17 protein-coding genes are annotated in these 16,648 nt (G+C 50.5%); 15 read left to right on the top strand and 2 right to left on the bottom strand.

Annotation, left to right across the window (positions count from 1 at the left end):
• Window positions 1-2: 2 nt before the first annotated feature.
• From KXJ70_RS14285 to nqrM, 5 genes are read left to right on the top strand one after another with little or no spacing between them, the layout of a single operon-like run.
• The gene (locus KXJ70_RS14285) at window positions 3-668 is read left to right on the top strand and encodes an NADH:ubiquinone reductase (Na(+)-transporting) subunit D (protein ID WP_219044176.1); all 666 of its coding nucleotides are present in this window, start codon (window positions 3-5) and stop codon (window positions 666-668) included.
• On the top strand, window positions 668-1,276 hold the full coding sequence (nqrE, locus tag KXJ70_RS14280) for an NADH:ubiquinone reductase (Na(+)-transporting) subunit E (protein WP_219044175.1): 609 nt from the start codon (window positions 668-670) through the stop codon (window positions 1,274-1,276). Before KXJ70_RS14285 ends, nqrE begins: the two co-directional genes overlap by 1 nt.
• Before the next feature lie 24 nt (window positions 1,277-1,300).
• On the top strand, window positions 1,301-2,524 hold the full coding sequence (gene nqrF, locus KXJ70_RS14275) for an NADH:ubiquinone reductase (Na(+)-transporting) subunit F (protein WP_219044174.1): 1,224 nt from the start codon (window positions 1,301-1,303) through the stop codon (window positions 2,522-2,524).
• A complete protein-coding gene (locus tag KXJ70_RS14270; RefSeq protein WP_369409792.1) occupies window positions 2,481-3,542 on the top strand; it encodes an FAD:protein FMN transferase in 1,062 nt (353 codons plus the stop codon). The genes nqrF and KXJ70_RS14270 overlap by 44 nt, the downstream gene beginning before the upstream one ends.
• Window position 3,543: 1 nt before the next feature.
• Window positions 3,544-3,777 carry a (Na+)-NQR maturation NqrM gene (gene nqrM, locus KXJ70_RS14265; RefSeq protein ID WP_219044173.1) on the top strand — a complete coding sequence of 78 codons (234 nt, stop codon included), beginning with the start codon at window positions 3,544-3,546 and terminating at the stop codon, window positions 3,775-3,777.
• Window positions 3,778-3,892: 115 nt separating this feature from the next.
• Here the strand turns inward: nqrM and KXJ70_RS14260 are convergent, their stop codons facing one another.
• Window positions 3,893-5,002 (bottom strand): 3-deoxy-7-phosphoheptulonate synthase, encoded by a 1,110-nt coding sequence (locus KXJ70_RS14260; RefSeq protein ID WP_219044172.1) that lies wholly within the window; start codon window positions 5,000-5,002, stop codon window positions 3,893-3,895.
• A 138-nt stretch (window positions 5,003-5,140) separates the two neighbouring features.
• Between KXJ70_RS14260 and KXJ70_RS14255 the strand changes: the two genes are divergently transcribed.
• Genes KXJ70_RS14255 through KXJ70_RS14245 form a run of 3 tightly spaced genes read left to right on the top strand, consistent with a single transcriptional unit; the run spans window position 5,141 to window position 8,356 of the window.
• Window positions 5,141-6,388 carry a lipoprotein-releasing ABC transporter permease subunit gene (locus KXJ70_RS14255; RefSeq protein ID WP_219044171.1) on the top strand — a complete coding sequence of 416 codons (1,248 nt, stop codon included), beginning with the start codon at window positions 5,141-5,143 and terminating at the stop codon, window positions 6,386-6,388.
• Window positions 6,389-6,401: 13 nt separating this feature from the next.
• Complete coding sequence (gene lolD / locus KXJ70_RS14250; protein ID WP_219044243.1) at window positions 6,402-7,136, top strand: lipoprotein-releasing ABC transporter ATP-binding protein LolD; 735 nt, start codon at window positions 6,402-6,404, stop codon at window positions 7,134-7,136.
• Window positions 7,136-8,356 carry a lipoprotein-releasing ABC transporter permease subunit gene (locus KXJ70_RS14245; RefSeq protein ID WP_219044170.1) on the top strand — a complete coding sequence of 407 codons (1,221 nt, stop codon included), beginning with the start codon at window positions 7,136-7,138 and terminating at the stop codon, window positions 8,354-8,356. Before lolD ends, KXJ70_RS14245 begins: the two co-directional genes overlap by 1 nt.
• A 9-nt stretch (window positions 8,357-8,365) precedes the next feature.
• Here KXJ70_RS14245 and KXJ70_RS14240 read toward each other — a convergent pair whose 3' ends face one another.
• Window positions 8,366-8,890: a DUF2062 domain-containing protein gene (locus tag KXJ70_RS14240; RefSeq protein ID WP_219044169.1), complete on the bottom strand. Its 525-nt coding sequence runs from the start codon at window positions 8,888-8,890 to the stop codon at window positions 8,366-8,368.
• A 105-nt stretch (window positions 8,891-8,995) separates the two neighbouring features.
• On the opposite strand from KXJ70_RS14240, the gene KXJ70_RS14235 reads away from it, so the two are divergent.
• From KXJ70_RS14235 to KXJ70_RS14205, 7 genes are all read left to right on the top strand, one after another.
• Window positions 8,996-11,347 carry a DNA internalization-related competence protein ComEC/Rec2 gene (locus KXJ70_RS14235; RefSeq protein WP_219044168.1) on the top strand — a complete coding sequence of 784 codons (2,352 nt, stop codon included), beginning with the start codon at window positions 8,996-8,998 and terminating at the stop codon, window positions 11,345-11,347.
• 64 nt (window positions 11,348-11,411) lie between these two features.
• The gene (locus KXJ70_RS14230) at window positions 11,412-12,050 is read left to right on the top strand and encodes a MotA/TolQ/ExbB proton channel family protein (protein WP_219044167.1); all 639 of its coding nucleotides are present in this window, start codon (window positions 11,412-11,414) and stop codon (window positions 12,048-12,050) included.
• A complete protein-coding gene (locus KXJ70_RS14225; protein ID WP_219044166.1) occupies window positions 12,047-12,478 on the top strand; it encodes an ExbD/TolR family protein in 432 nt (143 codons plus the stop codon). Before KXJ70_RS14230 ends, KXJ70_RS14225 begins: the two co-directional genes overlap by 4 nt.
• A 28-nt stretch (window positions 12,479-12,506) precedes the next feature.
• Window positions 12,507-14,309: a lipid A export permease/ATP-binding protein MsbA gene (gene msbA / locus KXJ70_RS14220; protein ID WP_219044165.1), complete on the top strand. Its 1,803-nt coding sequence runs from the start codon at window positions 12,507-12,509 to the stop codon at window positions 14,307-14,309.
• Window positions 14,309-15,304, top strand: a complete 996-nt coding sequence (gene lpxK, locus KXJ70_RS14215) for a tetraacyldisaccharide 4'-kinase (protein ID WP_219044164.1) — start codon at window positions 14,309-14,311, stop codon at window positions 15,302-15,304. Before msbA ends, lpxK begins: the two co-directional genes overlap by 1 nt.
• A gap of 79 nt (window positions 15,305-15,383) precedes the next feature.
• Complete coding sequence (kdsB, locus tag KXJ70_RS14210; protein ID WP_219044163.1) at window positions 15,384-16,163, top strand: 3-deoxy-manno-octulosonate cytidylyltransferase; 780 nt, start codon at window positions 15,384-15,386, stop codon at window positions 16,161-16,163.
• The gene (locus KXJ70_RS14205; protein WP_219044162.1) at window positions 16,160-16,645 is read left to right on the top strand and encodes a low molecular weight protein-tyrosine-phosphatase; all 486 of its coding nucleotides are present in this window, start codon (window positions 16,160-16,162) and stop codon (window positions 16,643-16,645) included. Before kdsB ends, KXJ70_RS14205 begins: the two co-directional genes overlap by 4 nt.
• Window positions 16,646-16,648: the final 3 nt, after the last annotated feature.

The following is a 16,648-nucleotide window of genomic DNA, read 5'->3' as shown; positions in this document are numbered from 1 at the left end:
CCATGTCGACAATGAGAGAAGCTTTAACTAAGCCGATTATTCAAAATAACCCCATCGCATTGCAAATACTGGGTATCTGTTCAGCGCTGGCGGTGACGTCTAGCCTTAAAGTAACGCTAGTAATGTGTATCTCGGTGACCTTGGTTACCGCGTTTTCTAGCTTTGCAGTCTCGCTGATTCGTAATCAGATTCCGGGCAGCATCCGCATTATCGTGCAGATGGTTATCATTGCCTCGCTGGTAATAGTGGTAGATCAGCTACTAAAAGCTTATGCATTTGCAATCAGTAAGCAGCTGTCGGTGTTTGTTGGTTTGATTATTACCAACTGTATCGTGATGGGACGCGCCGAAGGTTTTGCGATGAAGAACCCGCCGCTGGCGAGCTTTGTCGATGGTATCGGTAATGGTTTGGGCTACAGCGTTGTACTGTTCAGTATTGCAGTGGTTCGTGAGCTGTTTGGTTCCGGTAAATTATTTGGCTATGAAATTCTTCCGGTCGTCACTGATGGCGGTTGGTATGTGCCTAATGGTTTACTGCTATTGCCACCGAGCGCATTCTTCCTGATTGGTATTTTCATCTGGGTTGTTCGCTCGGTGAAAAAGGAACAGGTTGAGAAGGCCGAATTCAAAATCACCAAGAATACCCGCAGTGTTAAGGAGGCCTTTTAATGGAACATTATATTAGCCTGTTCGTGCGTTCGGTATTTCTTGAAAATATGGCGCTGAGCTTCTTTCTCGGTATGTGTACGTTCATGGCCATCTCCAAAAAAATCCAAGCCGCTATCGGTTTGGGTATTGCGGTGATTGTGGTTATGGCCTTAACCGTGCCAGTAAACAGCCTTATTTATAACCACTTGTTGCGCGAAGGTGCCTTGGCATGGGCAGGTTTTCCGGATGTGGATTTAAGCTTCCTGGGCTTGTTGAGCTATATCGGTGTTATCGCGGCCATCGTTCAGATCATGGAAATGGTGTTAGATAAATACGTGCCTGCGTTGTACAACGCGCTGGGCGTATTCTTACCATTGATCACGGTAAACTGCGCGATCATGGGTGGCTCTCTCTTCATGGTAGAGCGCGATTACAATTTCTCTGAGTCGGTGGTGTATGGCGCCGGCGCGGGTACTGGCTGGGCGCTGGCGATTATGGCGCTGGCAGGTATTCGCGAAAAGTTAAAATACAGTGATGTACCCGAAGGCTTGCGTGGCCTGGGTATTACTTTTATTACTGTGGGTTTGATGTCCTTAGGCTTTATGTCCTTTGGCGGCATTGATCTTTAACCGAGACGAACTGGAGACCTTGTAATGAATACAGTAGTTATTCTCGGTGTGGGGATGTTTACGGCAATTGTATTATCGCTGGTGTGCATCATCTTATTTGCGCGCTCACGTTTAGTGAGCAGCGGCAATGTCACTATTGAGATCAATGGCGAGAAAACCATTACCGTACCAGCGGGCGATAAGCTGCTTAATACCCTGTCTGCTCAGGGCGTATTTTTAGCTTCTGCCTGTGGCGGCGGCGGCAGCTGCGCGCAGTGTAAATGTATTGTTAATGATGGTGGCGGCTCCATGCTCGCCACTGAAGAGGCACATTTTAGTCCTCGTGAAGCTCGTGAAGGCTGGCGTTTGTCTTGCCAGACACCGGTTAAGCAGGACATGAAAATTGAAGTGCCTGAAGACGTATTTGGCGTTAAACAGTGGGAGTGTACGGTTGAGTCTAATCCCAATGTGGCAACGTTTATCAAAGAATTAACGCTGAAGTTGCCGGAGGGAGAGAATGTTAACTTCCGCGCAGGTGGTTATGTTCAGTTAGAGTGTCCGCCACATCACGTGAAGTATTCTGACTTTGATATTCCAGCGGAATACAAAGGTGACTGGGAGCGTTTTGGCTTCTTGAACGTGGAGTCTAAAGTGGAAGAGACAGTAATCCGCGCTTATTCCATGGCCAACTACCCAGAAGAGCGCGGTATTGTTAAATTCAATATTCGTGCCGCGACGCCGCCACCAAACAATTTGTCGCTACCGGCTGGGCAAATGTCATCTTGGGTGTTCAGCCTTAAGCCCGGCGATAAAGTTAAAGTATATGGTCCTTTCGGTGAGTTTTTTGCCAAAGAAACCGATGCGGAAATGGTGTTTGTTGGCGGTGGCGCCGGTATGGCACCAATGCGTTCACACATTTTTGATCAGCTTAAGCGTCTTAGCTCCAAGCGTAAAATTAGCTTTTGGTACGGTGCACGTTCCATGCGCGAAGCGTTTTACGTTGAAGAGTACGACAAGCTGGCCGCTGAAAACGACAATTTTGAATGGCATTTGGCCTTGTCTGATCCGCAGCCGGAAGATAACTGGACTGGTAAAACGGGCTTCATCCATCAGGTACTTTATGAAAATTACTTGAAGGATCATGACGCGCCAGAAGACTGCGAGTTCTATATGTGCGGGCCGCCAATGATGAACTCAGCGGTGATTAAGATGCTGGAAGATTTGGGTGTTGAAGCTGACAATATTTTGCTCGATGATTTCGGTGGTTAATTTTACCCCGCGCCTAATAAAAGCAGCCCTCGTGCTGCTTTTATTCATTCTGAGCGCCTGTTCTCCGGCACCGCCTGAATACATGCGCCTCAGCGGCATGACCATGGGTACGAGCTACCATATCACCCTGCGCAACCCCGGTGACTGGACGGCCCAGTCTTTACAGCAAGCACTGGATGAGCGCCTAGCGGCATTTAATCAAATTGCCTCTACCTACATTCCAGATTCTGAACTTAGTCACCTAAATGCGATGCCTGCGGGCGAGTGGCGTACATTGACGCCAATGCTATTCGATATTTTAGTGGTGTCGATTGAAGTCAGTTGGTTGAGTAACGGTGCGTTTGATGTGACGGTGGGGCCGTTAGTCGATCTTTGGGGATTTGGGCCAGAGAAGCACGAGGGCACCCCAGACGATGTCGCGATTACAAAAGCACTTGCAGAGGTGGGCTTTGACCGTATTGAATTAGATATGGCCGAGCATAAGCTTAAGAAGAACGCAGAGCTGCGTATAGACCTTTCGGCTGTTGCGAAGGGCTACGGGGTTGATGCGGTCGCGCTGTGGCTAGAGTCTCTGGGAAGCATAGATTACTTGGTTGAGATCGGCGGAGAAATGCGGTCCGCAGGTTTAAGCCCGCGCGGTGATCAATGGCGTATAGGGGTTGAAAGCCCTGATTTAGAAGCCGATAAAACCACGCCAATTTTGCTCGGTAATATTGGTGTCGCCACCTCGGGTGATTATCGCAATTACTTTGAAGAGAATGGAGTGCGCTACTCGCACACCATAGACCCTCGCACAGGTAGGCCGATCACCCATAATTTGGCATCGGTAACAGTTCTCGATCCGTCCTGCGCCTTTGCCGACGCAATGGCGACGGCGTTTTCCGTACTTGGCGGCGATAAAACAATGGAATTGGCGGAACAATTAGGCATTGCCGTTTACCTAATAGAGAAGACTGAGAACGGCTTTAGCAGTCGCTATAGTTCGTCTTTTGCACCGTATTTGGAACAGGAGAAGTAATATGGCCACTATTTTTGCAGCGATTGTGGTGATGCTCTTAATTGTTGGGGCCATGTCGATTGGCGTATTGATGGGTCGCAAGCCCATTGCCGGTTCCTGCGGCGGAGTTGGTGCAGCGCTTAGCGACCCTGATTATGTTTGCGATCTCTGCGGCAATGATCCAAATAAGTGTGCGGAAGAAAACGACAAGTCTAAGCAGGTTGCGGCTAAAACGGAGTTTTACGACGCAGGTTAAACCGCTGGATGCTTGACGGGAGATGGTAGACGCAAAACTGAACTAAACTGTCTGTTACTTGCACGTTTTGGTTAAGTGAGCGGGTAACGCGAATAAAAGCATCTCTCGTCTCCCGTCAAGCGTTCTGCCACGCCGCCACTCGCGCCAAGTAGGCTTTCCTCGCTATCTCCATATCCTTCAAAAACACATCCAGCTCATTGAGCGTAAGCGCCTGTGGTCCATCGACCAATGCTTTTTCCGGCGCGGGATGAAAATCAACTAATACCATATTTGCGCCCGCCATGACGCCTTGTGCAGTTGCGTGGCAGAGTTCGAGTACGCCATCGGGCGCCACATCGCGACTGCCCACCGAGTGAGACGGATCTATACAAACCGGCATTCTGGTTAGGCGTTTTACAGTGGGAACTTGGGCGAAATCGACCATATTGCGGTGGGGGGCGCCGAACTCGCTTTTCATGCCGCGCAGGCAAAAAATGACTTGGCTATTTCCTTCGCTGGCGAGGTATTCCGCCGCGTTTAACGATTCACTTAGACTAATGCCAAAGCCGCGCTTGAGCAGGGCAGGGTATTCACTTTGTTTGCCAATGGCTTTAAGCAACTCGAAATTTTGGGTGTTTCGGGTGCCAATTTGCATAATTACGCCGCAGGGATTGCCCGCATCCTGCAAGGCCTGGTCAATCTCCGCCATATGACTTTCGTGAGTGACTTCCATGGCGATCACTTTGATGCCGTATTTTCCTGCTAAATCGAACACCCAAGGCAGGCAACTTTTACCGTGTCCTTGAAAGGCATAGGGATTGGTGCGAGGTTTGTAGGCGCCCATCCGCGTGCAGTCTAGACCGTTTGCCTTTAGCGCAATCATCATCTCTTCAACATGCTTGGGATTGTCTACAGCGCAGAGTCCCGCAAAGATATGAAGGGAGTCTTGGTCAAAATTAAGGCCTTTATAGTGGAAGCCGGTTTTGCGTTGCAAATCTTTGTGACGGCCTAGAATACGGTACTCTTCAGAGATTCTAATGACTTTTTCGACCGCGGGGAGGGTTTCAATCTCTTCGCTACTGAGTGCAAGCGTATTGCCGATTAGATAGATTTCATGGAGTTGCTGCTCCTGACCGCTAACTTGATGGTGTTTTATCGTCACACCAGATAATTGCTGGAGATGGGCGAGCGTTTTAATGTAGGCGGGGTCAGTATCTTTAGTATTAGGGTGGAGAATCAAAAGCATGTCACCGTCCTCTCAAAAATTGATGCTGTTCGGGCGCGCAGTTGCAGCTTAATAATTGTGATGGTCACTGCGCAATACCTTAGTACCTAGTGATAGTATAGGCGCAGTTTGCTAACTTGGAATTTCGTAATTACTACTATGGCCGTTCCGCTATTTTTACGCATTGGTCTTCGCTATTTTCATCGCGCCTCCGGCAGTGATCGATTTTTATCGTTGGTGTCTTGGTTTTCTCTATTGGGGATGTTGATCGGCACCGTGTCATTGATTGTGGTGATGTCGGTCATGAATGGTTTTGAGCGCGAGTTACAGCAGCGCGTGCTGTCTGTGGTTCCCCACGGCTATATCGAAGGTCCCCAGCAACGTCTCGCAGGCTGGCGCCAGTATATTCAGGAGATCAGCGCTAGCGAGGGCGTGAGTGGCGTCGCTCCTTATGTTGGCGGCAAAGCGATGCTGTCGGAGTCGAATCGACTGCGCGGAGTTGCCCTCTATGGCATAGAGCCTAGCCAGGAGCGGGCAGTGTCGGCGGTTGCCGAGCATATGGTGGCGGGGCAGTACCTCGCCGATGCTAGCGGCGAGTACAACATTATCCTTGGTGATATTTTGGCTCGCCAGCTCGGCGTGACGGTCGGTGATGATCTGACGGTTATTTTGCCCAAGGTGACGGTGACCCCGTTTGGTTTATTTCCCCGTGAAAAGCAGTTTCGGGTAAGCGGCGTCTTCAGCGTCGGTGCGCAGCTGGATGCAAGCAGTGCTTTTATTCACATTGCAGACGCACAGCGACTGTATCAACTGGGGGGTGACGTCGAAGGCTTGCGAATTCAGCTGACTGATATGTTTGCCGCGCCGACCATATTACCTAAGCTCGCTGCAAAACTACCTGAGGGCAGTGTGGCGGTGAGCTGGGGCGATAGTCAGGGCAGTCTTTTTCATGCGGTAAAGATGGAAAAGCAAATGGTGCGTTTACTGTTGTTATTCATAGTCCTGATTGCGGCGTTTAATATTGTTTCTATTCTGAGTATGGCGGTGTCCGGCAAGCGCGGTTCAATCGCGGTGCTTCGTACCATGGGTGCGACACCGGCGACGATCATGGCAACATTTGTGGTTTATGGTATGGCGACGGGTATTATCGGCTTGTGCTTGGGCTTGATTATTGGGGTGCCTTTAGCGATGAGCGTCGGTGATGTCGTGGCGTGGCTGGAAGGACTCAGCGGCATGCAAATTTTTAATCCTGATGTTTATTTTATTACGCATTTACCCTCGTATTTGCAGTGGTCCGATGTGGCTATTGTGAGCGGTTTTGCCTTGTTATTAAGTCTTTTGGCAACCTTGTATCCGGCGTGGCAGGCTTCCCGCGTGCAACCGGCCGAGGCTTTGCGATATGAATAAAGAGAGTGGTTTTATGTCTAATCCTGATGCGGCAGCTGAGCTGTCTGCCAGTGATGTTATTCCGGAAAACTCGGTGCTGGCGTGCCGGAATTTGCGTAAGTTTTATATCCAAGGTTCAGAAACTCTTACCATTTTGCACGATGTTAATTTGGATATTGGCAGTGGTGAGCGTATTTCGATTGTTGGCCCATCAGGTGCGGGGAAAACGACCCTGTTACATATGCTGGGTGGTTTGGACGTGCCGTCTCAGGGCCAGGTGCTTGTGCGCGGTCGTGATATTGCGGCGATGAACGATCGCGATCGCAGTCGTTTGCGAAATCGTGAATTAGGATTTGTGTATCAATTTCACCATTTGCTCAATGAGTTTTCCGCCCTTGAAAATACAGCGATGCCACTGCTGATTGCAGGAGAGAAAAAACTTAAAGCCTTTGAGCGCGCCGCGGCCTTATTAGATCGCGTGGGCTTGGGTCACCGTTTAAAACACCGCCCAGCGCAACTTTCCGGTGGCGAGCGTCAGCGCGTGGCGATAGCTCGCGCACTGGTTAACGAGCCAGCCTGTGTGTTGCTCGATGAACCAACCGGCAATTTAGATGGCGACAACGCCGAAGCGGTTCAAGCACTGTTACTGGAATTAAATAAAGAGTTGGCGATTAGTTTGGTCATCGTGACCCACGACTTAAGTTTAGCGGGACGTATGGACAGAGTGCTGAATTTACACGACGGCAATCTGCACGAGGCGACTGCCTAATGCGTTCATTGGCGACATATATTGGCTTTCGCTACAGTGCTGATCGCTCGGGAAATCAGCTGGTTTCGTTTTTATCCCGTCTATCGATGTTTGGCTTAATTCTCGGTGTGGCTTTGCTGGTTGTGGTGCTGTCGGTCATGAATGGATTTGACCGCGAGATGCGCAATCGTATTTTGGCGCTTGTTCCACATATTACCTTGCAGCCATGGTCTAGCGAAGAAATGGATTGGCAGCAATTGCAGCAGGATGTCGAGCGCCATCCTGAGGTAGTGGCGACTGCACCTTTTGTGCAGGGCAATGCCATGCTAATTAAGGGCGGAGAGGTTGAGCCTAGTCTGTTTTTTGGGATTGACCCAAGTGCAGAAAAAGCGGTTTCCCGTATTCACGAATACGTCGATTTGGATATGTTAAGGGCGGATTCAAAAGACCTGATTCTCGGTAAAGCCCTCGCTGAGCGCCTTGGCCTTAGCGCCGGCGACCGCGCCACATTAGGCGTACCGCAAACCGATGGTCGCCAAAATGTACGTTTTGTGCAGATGAACGTGGCGGCATTAGTGGCAACGGGTACGGAGTTAGATCAACAGCTTATGTTGATGCATATTGATGTCGGGCGTTCCTTATTTGCCAAGGCGCCGCCAATATCACTTAGGGTGTCGGTAGACGACGTATTTGCCTCGCCGCAAATCGCCTGGGAGTTGGCATCCGTGCACGGTCGAGACTATATGATGCGAGACTGGAGCCAGCAATTTGGCAATATGTATCACGCGATACAAATGTCTCGCAAGCTAGTCGTCATTATGTTGTTGGCAGTGGTTGCGGTGGCGGTATTCAACGTGGTTTCCACCCTTGTTATGGTCGTCAATGACAAGCGAGCAGATATCGGTATATTGCGAAGTCAGGGTGCCAGCCAAGGCGATATATTACGGATATTCTTAACCTATGGTGCCGTTATCGGTGCAGTGGGAGCCTCCGCCGGCGGTATTATCGGGGTGTTGATGGCGCTGGGGGTGAGCGATTTAGTCGCTGCAATAGAAAATTTGTTTGGCCTGAAATTATTACAGAGCGACGTATACCCCATAAACTATTTGCCGTCGGACGTGCGAATACCCGATGTTGTTATGGTCTGCGCGACGGCATATGTGATGAGTTTATTGGCAACAATTTATCCCGCGTGGCGGGCGTCGAGAATGGCACCGGCCGAGGCCTTGCGAAGTAGTTAAACGATTGCTTTACTGCTTTTTGAGACGGGATTCTTGGCGTTTTCGCCAGCGCCTTACAACGTTTACGCGCCAAAGAATGTGAATACTGGCAGCGCCTAGCAAGCCGGCAAGTAGTCCGGTGAGAAAACAGCCCAATACTAATGGCCGCCAGAGGTAGGTAAATTCTTCGGCCAACCACGCCCACGACAATTCAAAATGGAATGTATTGGGTGGAATCCCCATCGCTACTGCACCTAATTTGTAGGTGAAGTAAAATATGGCCGGCATCGTAATTGGGTTGGTAATCCAAACCAGCATGACAGATATGGGTAGATTTGCGCGAAAGACAATGGCCGCTAAAGCCGCGAGTAGCATTTGGGTTGGAATTGGCACAAAAGCGATAAACAGGCCAAGGAAAAACGCCACGGTGACCGAGCGTCTATTGAGGTGCCAGAGATTGGGGTCGTGCAGCAGACTGCCAAAAACACGAACCGAGCGGTGCTCGCGCATTTTTTCGGGCGTAGGAAGCCAGCGTTTAAAAAGTTTACGAGCCATCCGCTCAATTCTAATCTACGATTGTGACAGATAAAAACTACCGAGCCGCAGACCGGTAATATACGGGCGGCGCCATTATGCACGGTTCTACCGGGGTACTCCAGTATGTTGTCATGGATGACAGCAGCGATAGTCGGCTTTATAGCAATTGCCTTTGCGCCTGAGCTACCCAGCTACGCTGTGATTGCGACCACCGTATCGCTTATTGTAGGTCTTCATTTACGGCTGCGATCAGGTGTTAGTTTAGCGCTGCTGGCATTCACTTTAGCGGTGGCTTATGCCAGTAGCTATGGTCATTGGCGAATCGCTCAAATACCTGCCAGTGGCGAGGTTGGCGCGGTCATTCAAGTTGATTCAATGCCTGAGCGTCGTCTTGGATTTGCTCCCTATTACCGGTTTGATGCGCGTTTAGTTACCCTGACTTGCAGTGATCTGGAGGTACATAAAAAATGTGCCGCAACCGGGTCGTTTGCCAAGCCCTTTGTGCAGTTGAATTGGTATGCAGAGTCACCACCGCAGCTTGGCGATCTTATCAAAGCCGATGTGCTGTTACGGCAAGCCCACGGGTATCAATCGCCTGGGGCCTTTGATTATGGGCGGTGGATGTTCGCCAATGGCTATTCGGCAACGGGCTATATTCGCAAGCCTGAATCGGTGGAGTTCTTGGCGAAGCGAGGGGAGTTTAGCTATAGCACGTTGCGGCAGCGGCTCCTCGTCGCAGTGGCTGTATATTTAGATAAGTATCGGCATGGCAATATTATGAAAGCCCTGCTATTTGCAGACCGCAGCGATATTGATCGTGAGCAGTGGCAGATATTCTCCCGCACCGGCACTAGCCACCTTATGGCTATTTCCGGAATGCATATTGGCCTCGTGTTGGCGTGGGGGTTTTTCATAGGTCGCGGGCTGGGCGTTTTTCTGCCGCGTAGCAATTCACTCATATTCGGCGCGGGTATTGCCCTGTGCTTTGCGGCAAGCTACGCCGCCTTAGCGGGGTTTTCGGTACCCACTCAGCGCGCCTTGATTATGTCTGTGGTTGCCCTGTTGGCGCTGTGTTGGCGACGCAATATGTCGCTATGGCAGGGCTATTTGACTGCCATGTTGCTGGTGCTCATTCTCGATCCGCTCGCCCCGCATCGCGCTGGCTTTGGTTTGTCGTTTGCTGCGGTGGGGGTGTTATTGTTTGCCTTTCAGGGGCAGCGTCATCGCCGGCATCACCTTGTATTGAGTCTTGTGCGCTCTCAGTGGGTGGTTTTACTCGGCTTAATTCCATTGCTGATGATGTGGGGTTACGGCATAAATCCGGTCAGCTTTCCTGTCAATCTTTTCGCCATTCCTCTGCTTACACTATTGATTATGCCGCTGCTATTTTTAGGGCTAATTTCATTAAGTTTGTCGCCGTCGCTGGCGGATAAGAGTTGGCAGCTTGCTGATTATTTACTCGATGTTTTATTGCGCGGCCTCGCCTGGGCGGCGGAGCTTATTCCGCAGGTGAACATTGCGATTACACCGTTAAGTGGGGTGCTTTTAACCATCGCGGTTCTCGTACTATTGCTTCCGCGAGGTATGCCGGCGCGATGGCTTGCCATACTCCCATTGTTAATGAGTTTTTTAACACCGGCGCCGCGCCCCGCAATTGGCTCGGCGTGGGTAACGGTATTAGATGTGGGGCAGGGCTTGTCGGTGCTTGTGCAGACGGCTTCAAAAACAATGTTGTATGACCTGGGGCCGATGTTTAGCAGCGGTTTTAACACAGTAGATGCGGTGGTAGTGCCGGCTCTCTACCGTTTTGGCATAGACGAGGTAGATCTACTGGTGTTGAGTCATGCAGATAATGACCATGCCGGCGCGGCCCCGGCTCTACTCGATACAATGGACGTGAAAGACATGTATCTCGGTGAGCCGATTGACGGTCTTACCCAAGCAGTGTTGCGCTGCGGTGCATGGCAGCGTTGGCAGTGGGATGATGTGAATTTTGAATTTCTTAAGCACAGTGCGGGTAAAACACGGACTGGCAATAATGCCTCCTGTGTACTTCGTATCGATGCGGCTGGAGCTTCGCTGCTGCTTACTGGCGATATAGAGAAAGACCTTGAGCGTGAACTGCTTGGCAGTGGGCAGACGCTATCGGCCGATTTACTCATCGCTCCTCACCACGGCAGCAATACGTCTTCCAGTAATGAATTTATTCGCGCCGTATCGCCAGTCGAGGTGGTGTTTTCCGCGGGGCGTAATAATCATTACGGCCATCCAACCGCGGCGGTTACGCAGCGTTATCAGCGATTCGGCGCGCGCTGCTGGTCTACGGCCTATCACGGCAGTATGCGATTTAAATTGGCAAACAGTGCGGCGGCAATTGATCAGATTTGGGGTGGCAGTCGCTATTATTGGCAAGCGGCGCCGAATTCAACTGCTTCAATGGCGGAAATGTGCAGCAATTTGCAATCCGAGCGCTGATTCACTTCTTACGATGGCCTTCACTACGTATAATGCCTCGACATAAAAATTGAAGGGATTGAATGTGCTGGAATTGGTGAAAGCCGGCGGCTGGCTAATGCTGCCCATTATCGTGTCCTCTATTATTGCGATGGCAATCTGCGTAGATCGCTTTCTTAAATTGAATCCAGACAAAGTAGCGCCCCGTACCTTGCTAAATCAGGTGTGGGCTTGGCTGCAGAATAAGCAGCTGGATGCCGATAAATTGCGAGAGTTGCGGCGCGGTTCCCCATTGGCGCGGATTTTGGCGTCGGGGCTGGCGAATGCCAAACACGGCCGCGAAATCATGAAGGAAAGTATCGAAGACACCGCGTCGCATATTATTCATGACCTAGAGCGCTATTTGAATGCGCTAGGCACCATCGCTGCCGTTGCGCCACTGTTAGGCTTGTTAGGCACAGTATTGGGGATGATTCGGGTGTTTACCGAAATCATGGTTCAGGGTACCGGCAATGCTGGCGTACTTGCCGGCGGTATATCTGAGGCTCTTATTACGACTGCGTCGGGCTTGTGTGTTGCCATTCCCGCCTTAGTGATGCATCGCTATTTCCTGCGTCGTATAGACGAGATTGTGGTCACCATGGAGCAAGATGCGATTAAGCTAATCAATGCTATGCACGGTGAAGTGCAAATAAAAGATAGCTCGGCAGGTAAGTCGTCGTGAAATTTAAACGTCAGCGTACGGATGATGGCGGCGTAAATTTAACGCCGCTGATTGACGTCGTATTCCTGCTTTTAATATTTTTTATGGTGTCGACAACGTTTACTAAAGAAAGCCGTCTCAACCTCGAGCTGCCAAGTGCCAAGGGTGAGCCAGCGATTCACGACGACGTAGTCTTGGAGGTCGTGGTCGATGTGAGCGGGCAATACCGTGTCAATGAGCGCAGCTTGGCAGTGCATACGGTAGAGGCATTGATGGCGGCTATGCGCGATGCCGCAGCGGATAATAGCGATATTCCCGTTATCATTACGGCAGATGCTAAAAGCCCACACCAGTCAGTGATTACAGCAATGGATGCGGCCGGTAGACTCGGCTTTGCTAAACTTAGTCTCAGTACCCAAGATCCAGAAACAAATTCTGTTGATCAGTAATTACAAGTATTAGGAAACGCCTAGCACTATGAGCAAAGATCAATCAGATCTCGTCATTTACAGCCGCCTAATAAAATATATATTGCCAATGTGGGCGATGTTTTTATTGAGTGTATTGGGCTTCTCGCTTTTCTCCGGCGTGCAGGTATTACTCGCTGACATGATGCAGCTTATTGTCGATTATATCGGCGGCAATATGACACCTGGCGAAGGTGGTTTATCTGCCAAATTTATGTGGATGCTAGGCGGTGAAAACTTTGTGCTTACCGATGCGCGACTCTGGATCGTGTTGATGATGGTCGTGCTCGGGGTTGTTCGCGGACTAGGCTATTTTGCCGGGAACTACTTTATCTCAATTGTTTCGCACAGTTTAGTCCACAATTTGCGCTGTCAGCTTTTTCAAAAAATGCTTTATATGCCGAGTTCCTATTACGACCATAACTCCACCGGCATGATGATTTCTAAAATCACCTTTAACGTCGAGCAGGTCACCGGCGCCGCCGTGAACGCGACTAAGGTGGTGTTGCGCGAAGGGACTTTTGCTATCGGTCTTATCATGTTTTTGCTGTACAGCAATTGGAAACTCACCATGGTGTTTTTCCTTGCCATGCCAATCATTGCGGTGATTGTTTACTGGGTGGGAAAACGTTTTCGCAAGATCAGTAAAAGTATTCAAAACGCGATGGGTGACGTCAACCAAGTAACCAATGAGTCAATTGGTGCCTACCGTGAAATACGTTTATATGATGGTGTGAAATACGAACAGAAACGCTTCGAAGAAGCCAGCTCCCGCAACCGATCGCAAAATATTAAAATGGCGTACTACAATGCCATTAGCCCTTCAGTGATTCAGTTTCCTGTGGTACTGGCAACGGGCGTATTGGTATGGATTGCTTTGGGGCTCGGCGGCGAGATGTCGCCGGGGGCATTTGTAGCCTATTTATCTGCGGCACTTTTCTTACCAAAACCCATGCGTCAGTTGGCGGACGTTAGCAGTACCATTCAAAAAGGTTTGGCGGCGGCGCAGGATATTTTTGAATTCATCGATGCCGATCAAGAAAAAGATACCGGCACGTATGTGACCGATACCACAAATGGCAATATTGAAATTAAAGATTTGAGTTTTGCTTACGCCGAGGGCAGCGATAAAGTACTGCGCAATGTGAGTCTTAATGTAGGAGCTGGACAATCTTTGGCACTGGTGGGTTTGTCCGGTTCGGGTAAATCGACTTTGGTTAGCCTTATTTCACGGTTCTACGACCACAGCGAAGGCGAGATTTTGTTAGACGGCGTGGACGTTCGCGAATACACCTTAGAAAATTTGCGCGATAAAATGGCCCTGGTTACCCAGCAGGTCACGCTGTTTAACGACACCATATTTAATAATATTGCCTACGGAAAAATGGCGGGAGCGTCGCGGGAAAAAGTGCGCGCCGCAGCCGAAGCAGCACATGCGATAGAGTTCATTGACCAGTTGCCCAATGGTTTAGATACCATGATAGGCGAAGACGGCGTGATGTTGTCTGGTGGTCAACGCCAGCGTTTGGCGATTGCCAGAGCCTTTCTGAAAGATGCGCCGATATTGATTTTAGATGAGGCGACCTCTGCGCTGGATAATCGCGCAGAAAATCATATTCAGCAAGCCATGGAAGAGGTGATGAAAGGCCGCACAACCATAGTGATTGCCCATCGCCTTTCGACCATTGAAAGTGCCGATAAAATTGTTGTGATGGAAGCGGGACAAGTTATGGAGCAGGGCAGTCACGCCGAGTTAATCGCCCTCAATAAACGCTATGCCCAGCTGTACAATAAGAATTTTGAGGAGCAGTAATGTCCTTAGAACAGCGGATTAACGCCGCTTGGTATGGGCGTCCAGGTTGGCTGTTACTGCTACTACCCCTGACGTTTTTGTTTCGCTTCGTCGCGGCACTGCGTCGCAAACTGATTACGCCACAATCCTGCGGCGCGCCGGTGATTGTGGTCGGGAATATCAGTGTCGGCGGCAGTGGTAAAACGCCGGTGGTGTTGGCCTTGGCGAACTTTTGCCGCGATCGTGCTTATCGCGTTGGTATTGTTAGTCGTGGCTACGGCGGTCGCGCGCCGCATTACCCTTTTAAATTAGAGTCAAATACCGAGCCCGGTATTGCCGGCGACGAGCCGTGTTTGATTGCGCGCCGCAGTGGTTTGCCGGTGGTGGTAGCGCCTGATCGGGTTGCGGCGGCAAAATTATTGGTTGAACAGTACAACTGCAATTTAATTATTAGCGACGACGGCTTGCAGCATTATCGATTGGCGCGCGATATCGAAGTGCTATTGGTAGATGGCCAACGTGGTTTTGGCAATGGATACTGCCTCCCCGTTGGCCCTTTGCGAGAACCAGTCAGTAGAGCGAGCAGCGTTGATCTGACGGTAGTAAATGGCGGCAGTGCGTCGCTCTCCGGTCACACTATGTTGTTGGCGGGTGATACCGCGGTTAACATAAGTAGCGGTGAAAACAGCGGTGAATCTCGCTGCTTGACTGATTGGCCGCAGACCTCGCGCCGAGTTCACGCGGTGGCCGGTATTGGCAACCCCTCGCGTTTTTTTGACGCCCTGCGCAGCAAGGGCTTTGATGTTATCGAACATCCCTTTGCGGACCACCATATTTATAGCGAGTCGGACCTGCAATTCGCCGATGACTTTGCGGTGATCATGACCGAGAAGGACGCGGTAAAATGCGCGCGATTTACGCTGAAAAATACCTGGATGCTGCCGGTAGACGCTGATATTGACGACGCTTTTTACCTGGCGTTTTCTAGCTTGCTTGAGCGACTGCCTCGCTCATAATGAAAGCCAATGCTCTATAATTCTGCCTGTAATACCTTGTACCCTTAATAAATAGCACCCTGATTCCTTCGGAGTTTGTATGTCCTACACCGTCATTATTCCCGCTCGCTTTGCATCTAGCCGCTTACCTGGCAAGCCCTTAATGGATATTGCCGGTAAACCGATGATTCAACACGTTTGGGAGCGGGCGAGAGAGAGCGACGCTGCTCGGGTAGTGATAGCCACGGAAGATCAGCGCGTGTTTGATGCCTGCCAGGCTTTTGGTGCGGACGTGGTCATGACCTTGGCGAGCCATGAATCTGGCACCGATAGGCTGCAGGAAGTGGTGGCCAAGCTTGGCCTTGCAGACGATGAAATTGTCGTCAATGTGCAGGGTGATGAGCCGTTAATTCCCCGCGAGGCTATTGCGCAAGTGGCAAATAACCTCGCGCTAAATTCACAGGCGGGTATCGCCACGCTCGCCGAAGCCATTCACGATAAAGCCACAGTATTTAATCCCAATGCGGTGAAAGCAGTTAGCGATTTAGCCGGATTCGCGCTGTATTTTAGTCGTGCCCCCATGCCCTGGTGTCGCGATGAGTGGGCCAGTGCCGGTTTATTTCAGGAGGGCGAGCTGCCAGCGGGTGCGCCGTTCTTGCGCCACATTGGTATTTACGCCTATCGGGTAGGCTTTCTGCATCAATTTGTGACCTGGCCAATGGGGGTTTTGGAGCGAGTTGAAAAGCTAGAGCAATTGCGGGCGATGGAAAACGGCGTGCGCATTCATATCGAACTAGCCTGTGTAGATATTCCCGGCGGCGTCGATACCGAGGCAGACCTAAATGCGGTGCGTGCATTTTTAATGGGTAAAGGCGCATGACAGTAAAGGTTTTATTTGTATGCCTTGGCAATATATGTCGCTCGCCAACCGCCCATGGTGTATTTCAAAAGTTAGTGGCAGACGCCGGCCTGCAAGAGCAAATACAAATAGACTCCGCGGGCACCGGCGACTGGCATATTGGTCGCGGACCGGATGAACGCACCCAGCGCGCAGCGCAGTCACGGGGCTATGATTTATCGAGTTTGCGAGCGCGTCAGGTCACTAGTGCGGACTTTGACGATTTTGACTACGTCTTGGCTATGGATAAAAGTAATTTAAAAGACCTGCGCGCAATGGCGGGGGATAAAACCAACTGTCATGTATCGCTGTTTCTCGATTTTGCGGAATCCTCTTGGCAGCGGGAAGTGCCTGACCCGTATTACGGAGAGCAAGATGGTTTTGAAACCGTGTTAGAACTGGTTGAAGATGGTGCGCGGGGCTTGCTCGCGACAATCCGCGCGACCGGAGAGTTTAGTCAGTGAATA

The organism is Zhongshania aquimaris (assembly GCF_019312595.1).
Classification (GTDB): domain Bacteria; phylum Pseudomonadota; class Gammaproteobacteria; order Pseudomonadales; family Spongiibacteraceae; genus Spongiibacter; species Spongiibacter aquimaris.
Note: the sequence above shows the minus strand (reverse complement) of the source record. Positions and strands in the feature narration are given on the sequence as shown.

Bases quoted from the DNA above. Each gene is read 5' to 3' on its own strand.
- KXJ70_RS14285 (WP_219044176.1), top strand. From the start codon at position 3: ATGTCGACAATGAGAGAAGCTTTAACTAAGCCGATTATTCAAAATAAC.
- nqrE (WP_219044175.1), top strand. From the start codon at position 668: ATGGAACATTATATTAGCCTGTTCGTGCGTTCGGTATTTCTTGAAAAT.
- nqrF (WP_219044174.1), top strand. From the start codon at position 1,301: ATGAATACAGTAGTTATTCTCGGTGTGGGGATGTTTACGGCAATTGTA.
- nqrM (WP_219044173.1), top strand. From the start codon at position 3,544: ATGGCCACTATTTTTGCAGCGATTGTGGTGATGCTCTTAATTGTTGGG.
- KXJ70_RS14260 (WP_219044172.1), bottom strand. From the start codon at position 5,002: ATGCTTTTGATTCTCCACCCTAATACTAAAGATACTGACCCCGCCTAC.
- KXJ70_RS14255 (WP_219044171.1), top strand. From the start codon at position 5,141: ATGGCCGTTCCGCTATTTTTACGCATTGGTCTTCGCTATTTTCATCGC.
- lolD (WP_219044243.1), top strand. From the start codon at position 6,402: ATGTCTAATCCTGATGCGGCAGCTGAGCTGTCTGCCAGTGATGTTATT.
- KXJ70_RS14245 (WP_219044170.1), top strand. From the start codon at position 7,136: ATGCGTTCATTGGCGACATATATTGGCTTTCGCTACAGTGCTGATCGC.
- KXJ70_RS14240 (WP_219044169.1), bottom strand. From the start codon at position 8,890: ATGGCTCGTAAACTTTTTAAACGCTGGCTTCCTACGCCCGAAAAAATG.
- KXJ70_RS14235 (WP_219044168.1), top strand. From the start codon at position 8,996: ATGTTGTCATGGATGACAGCAGCGATAGTCGGCTTTATAGCAATTGCC.
- msbA (WP_219044165.1), top strand. From the start codon at position 12,507: ATGAGCAAAGATCAATCAGATCTCGTCATTTACAGCCGCCTAATAAAA.
- lpxK (WP_219044164.1), top strand. From the start codon at position 14,309: ATGTCCTTAGAACAGCGGATTAACGCCGCTTGGTATGGGCGTCCAGGT.
- kdsB (WP_219044163.1), top strand. From the start codon at position 15,384: ATGTCCTACACCGTCATTATTCCCGCTCGCTTTGCATCTAGCCGCTTA.
- KXJ70_RS14205 (WP_219044162.1), top strand. From the start codon at position 16,160: ATGACAGTAAAGGTTTTATTTGTATGCCTTGGCAATATATGTCGCTCG.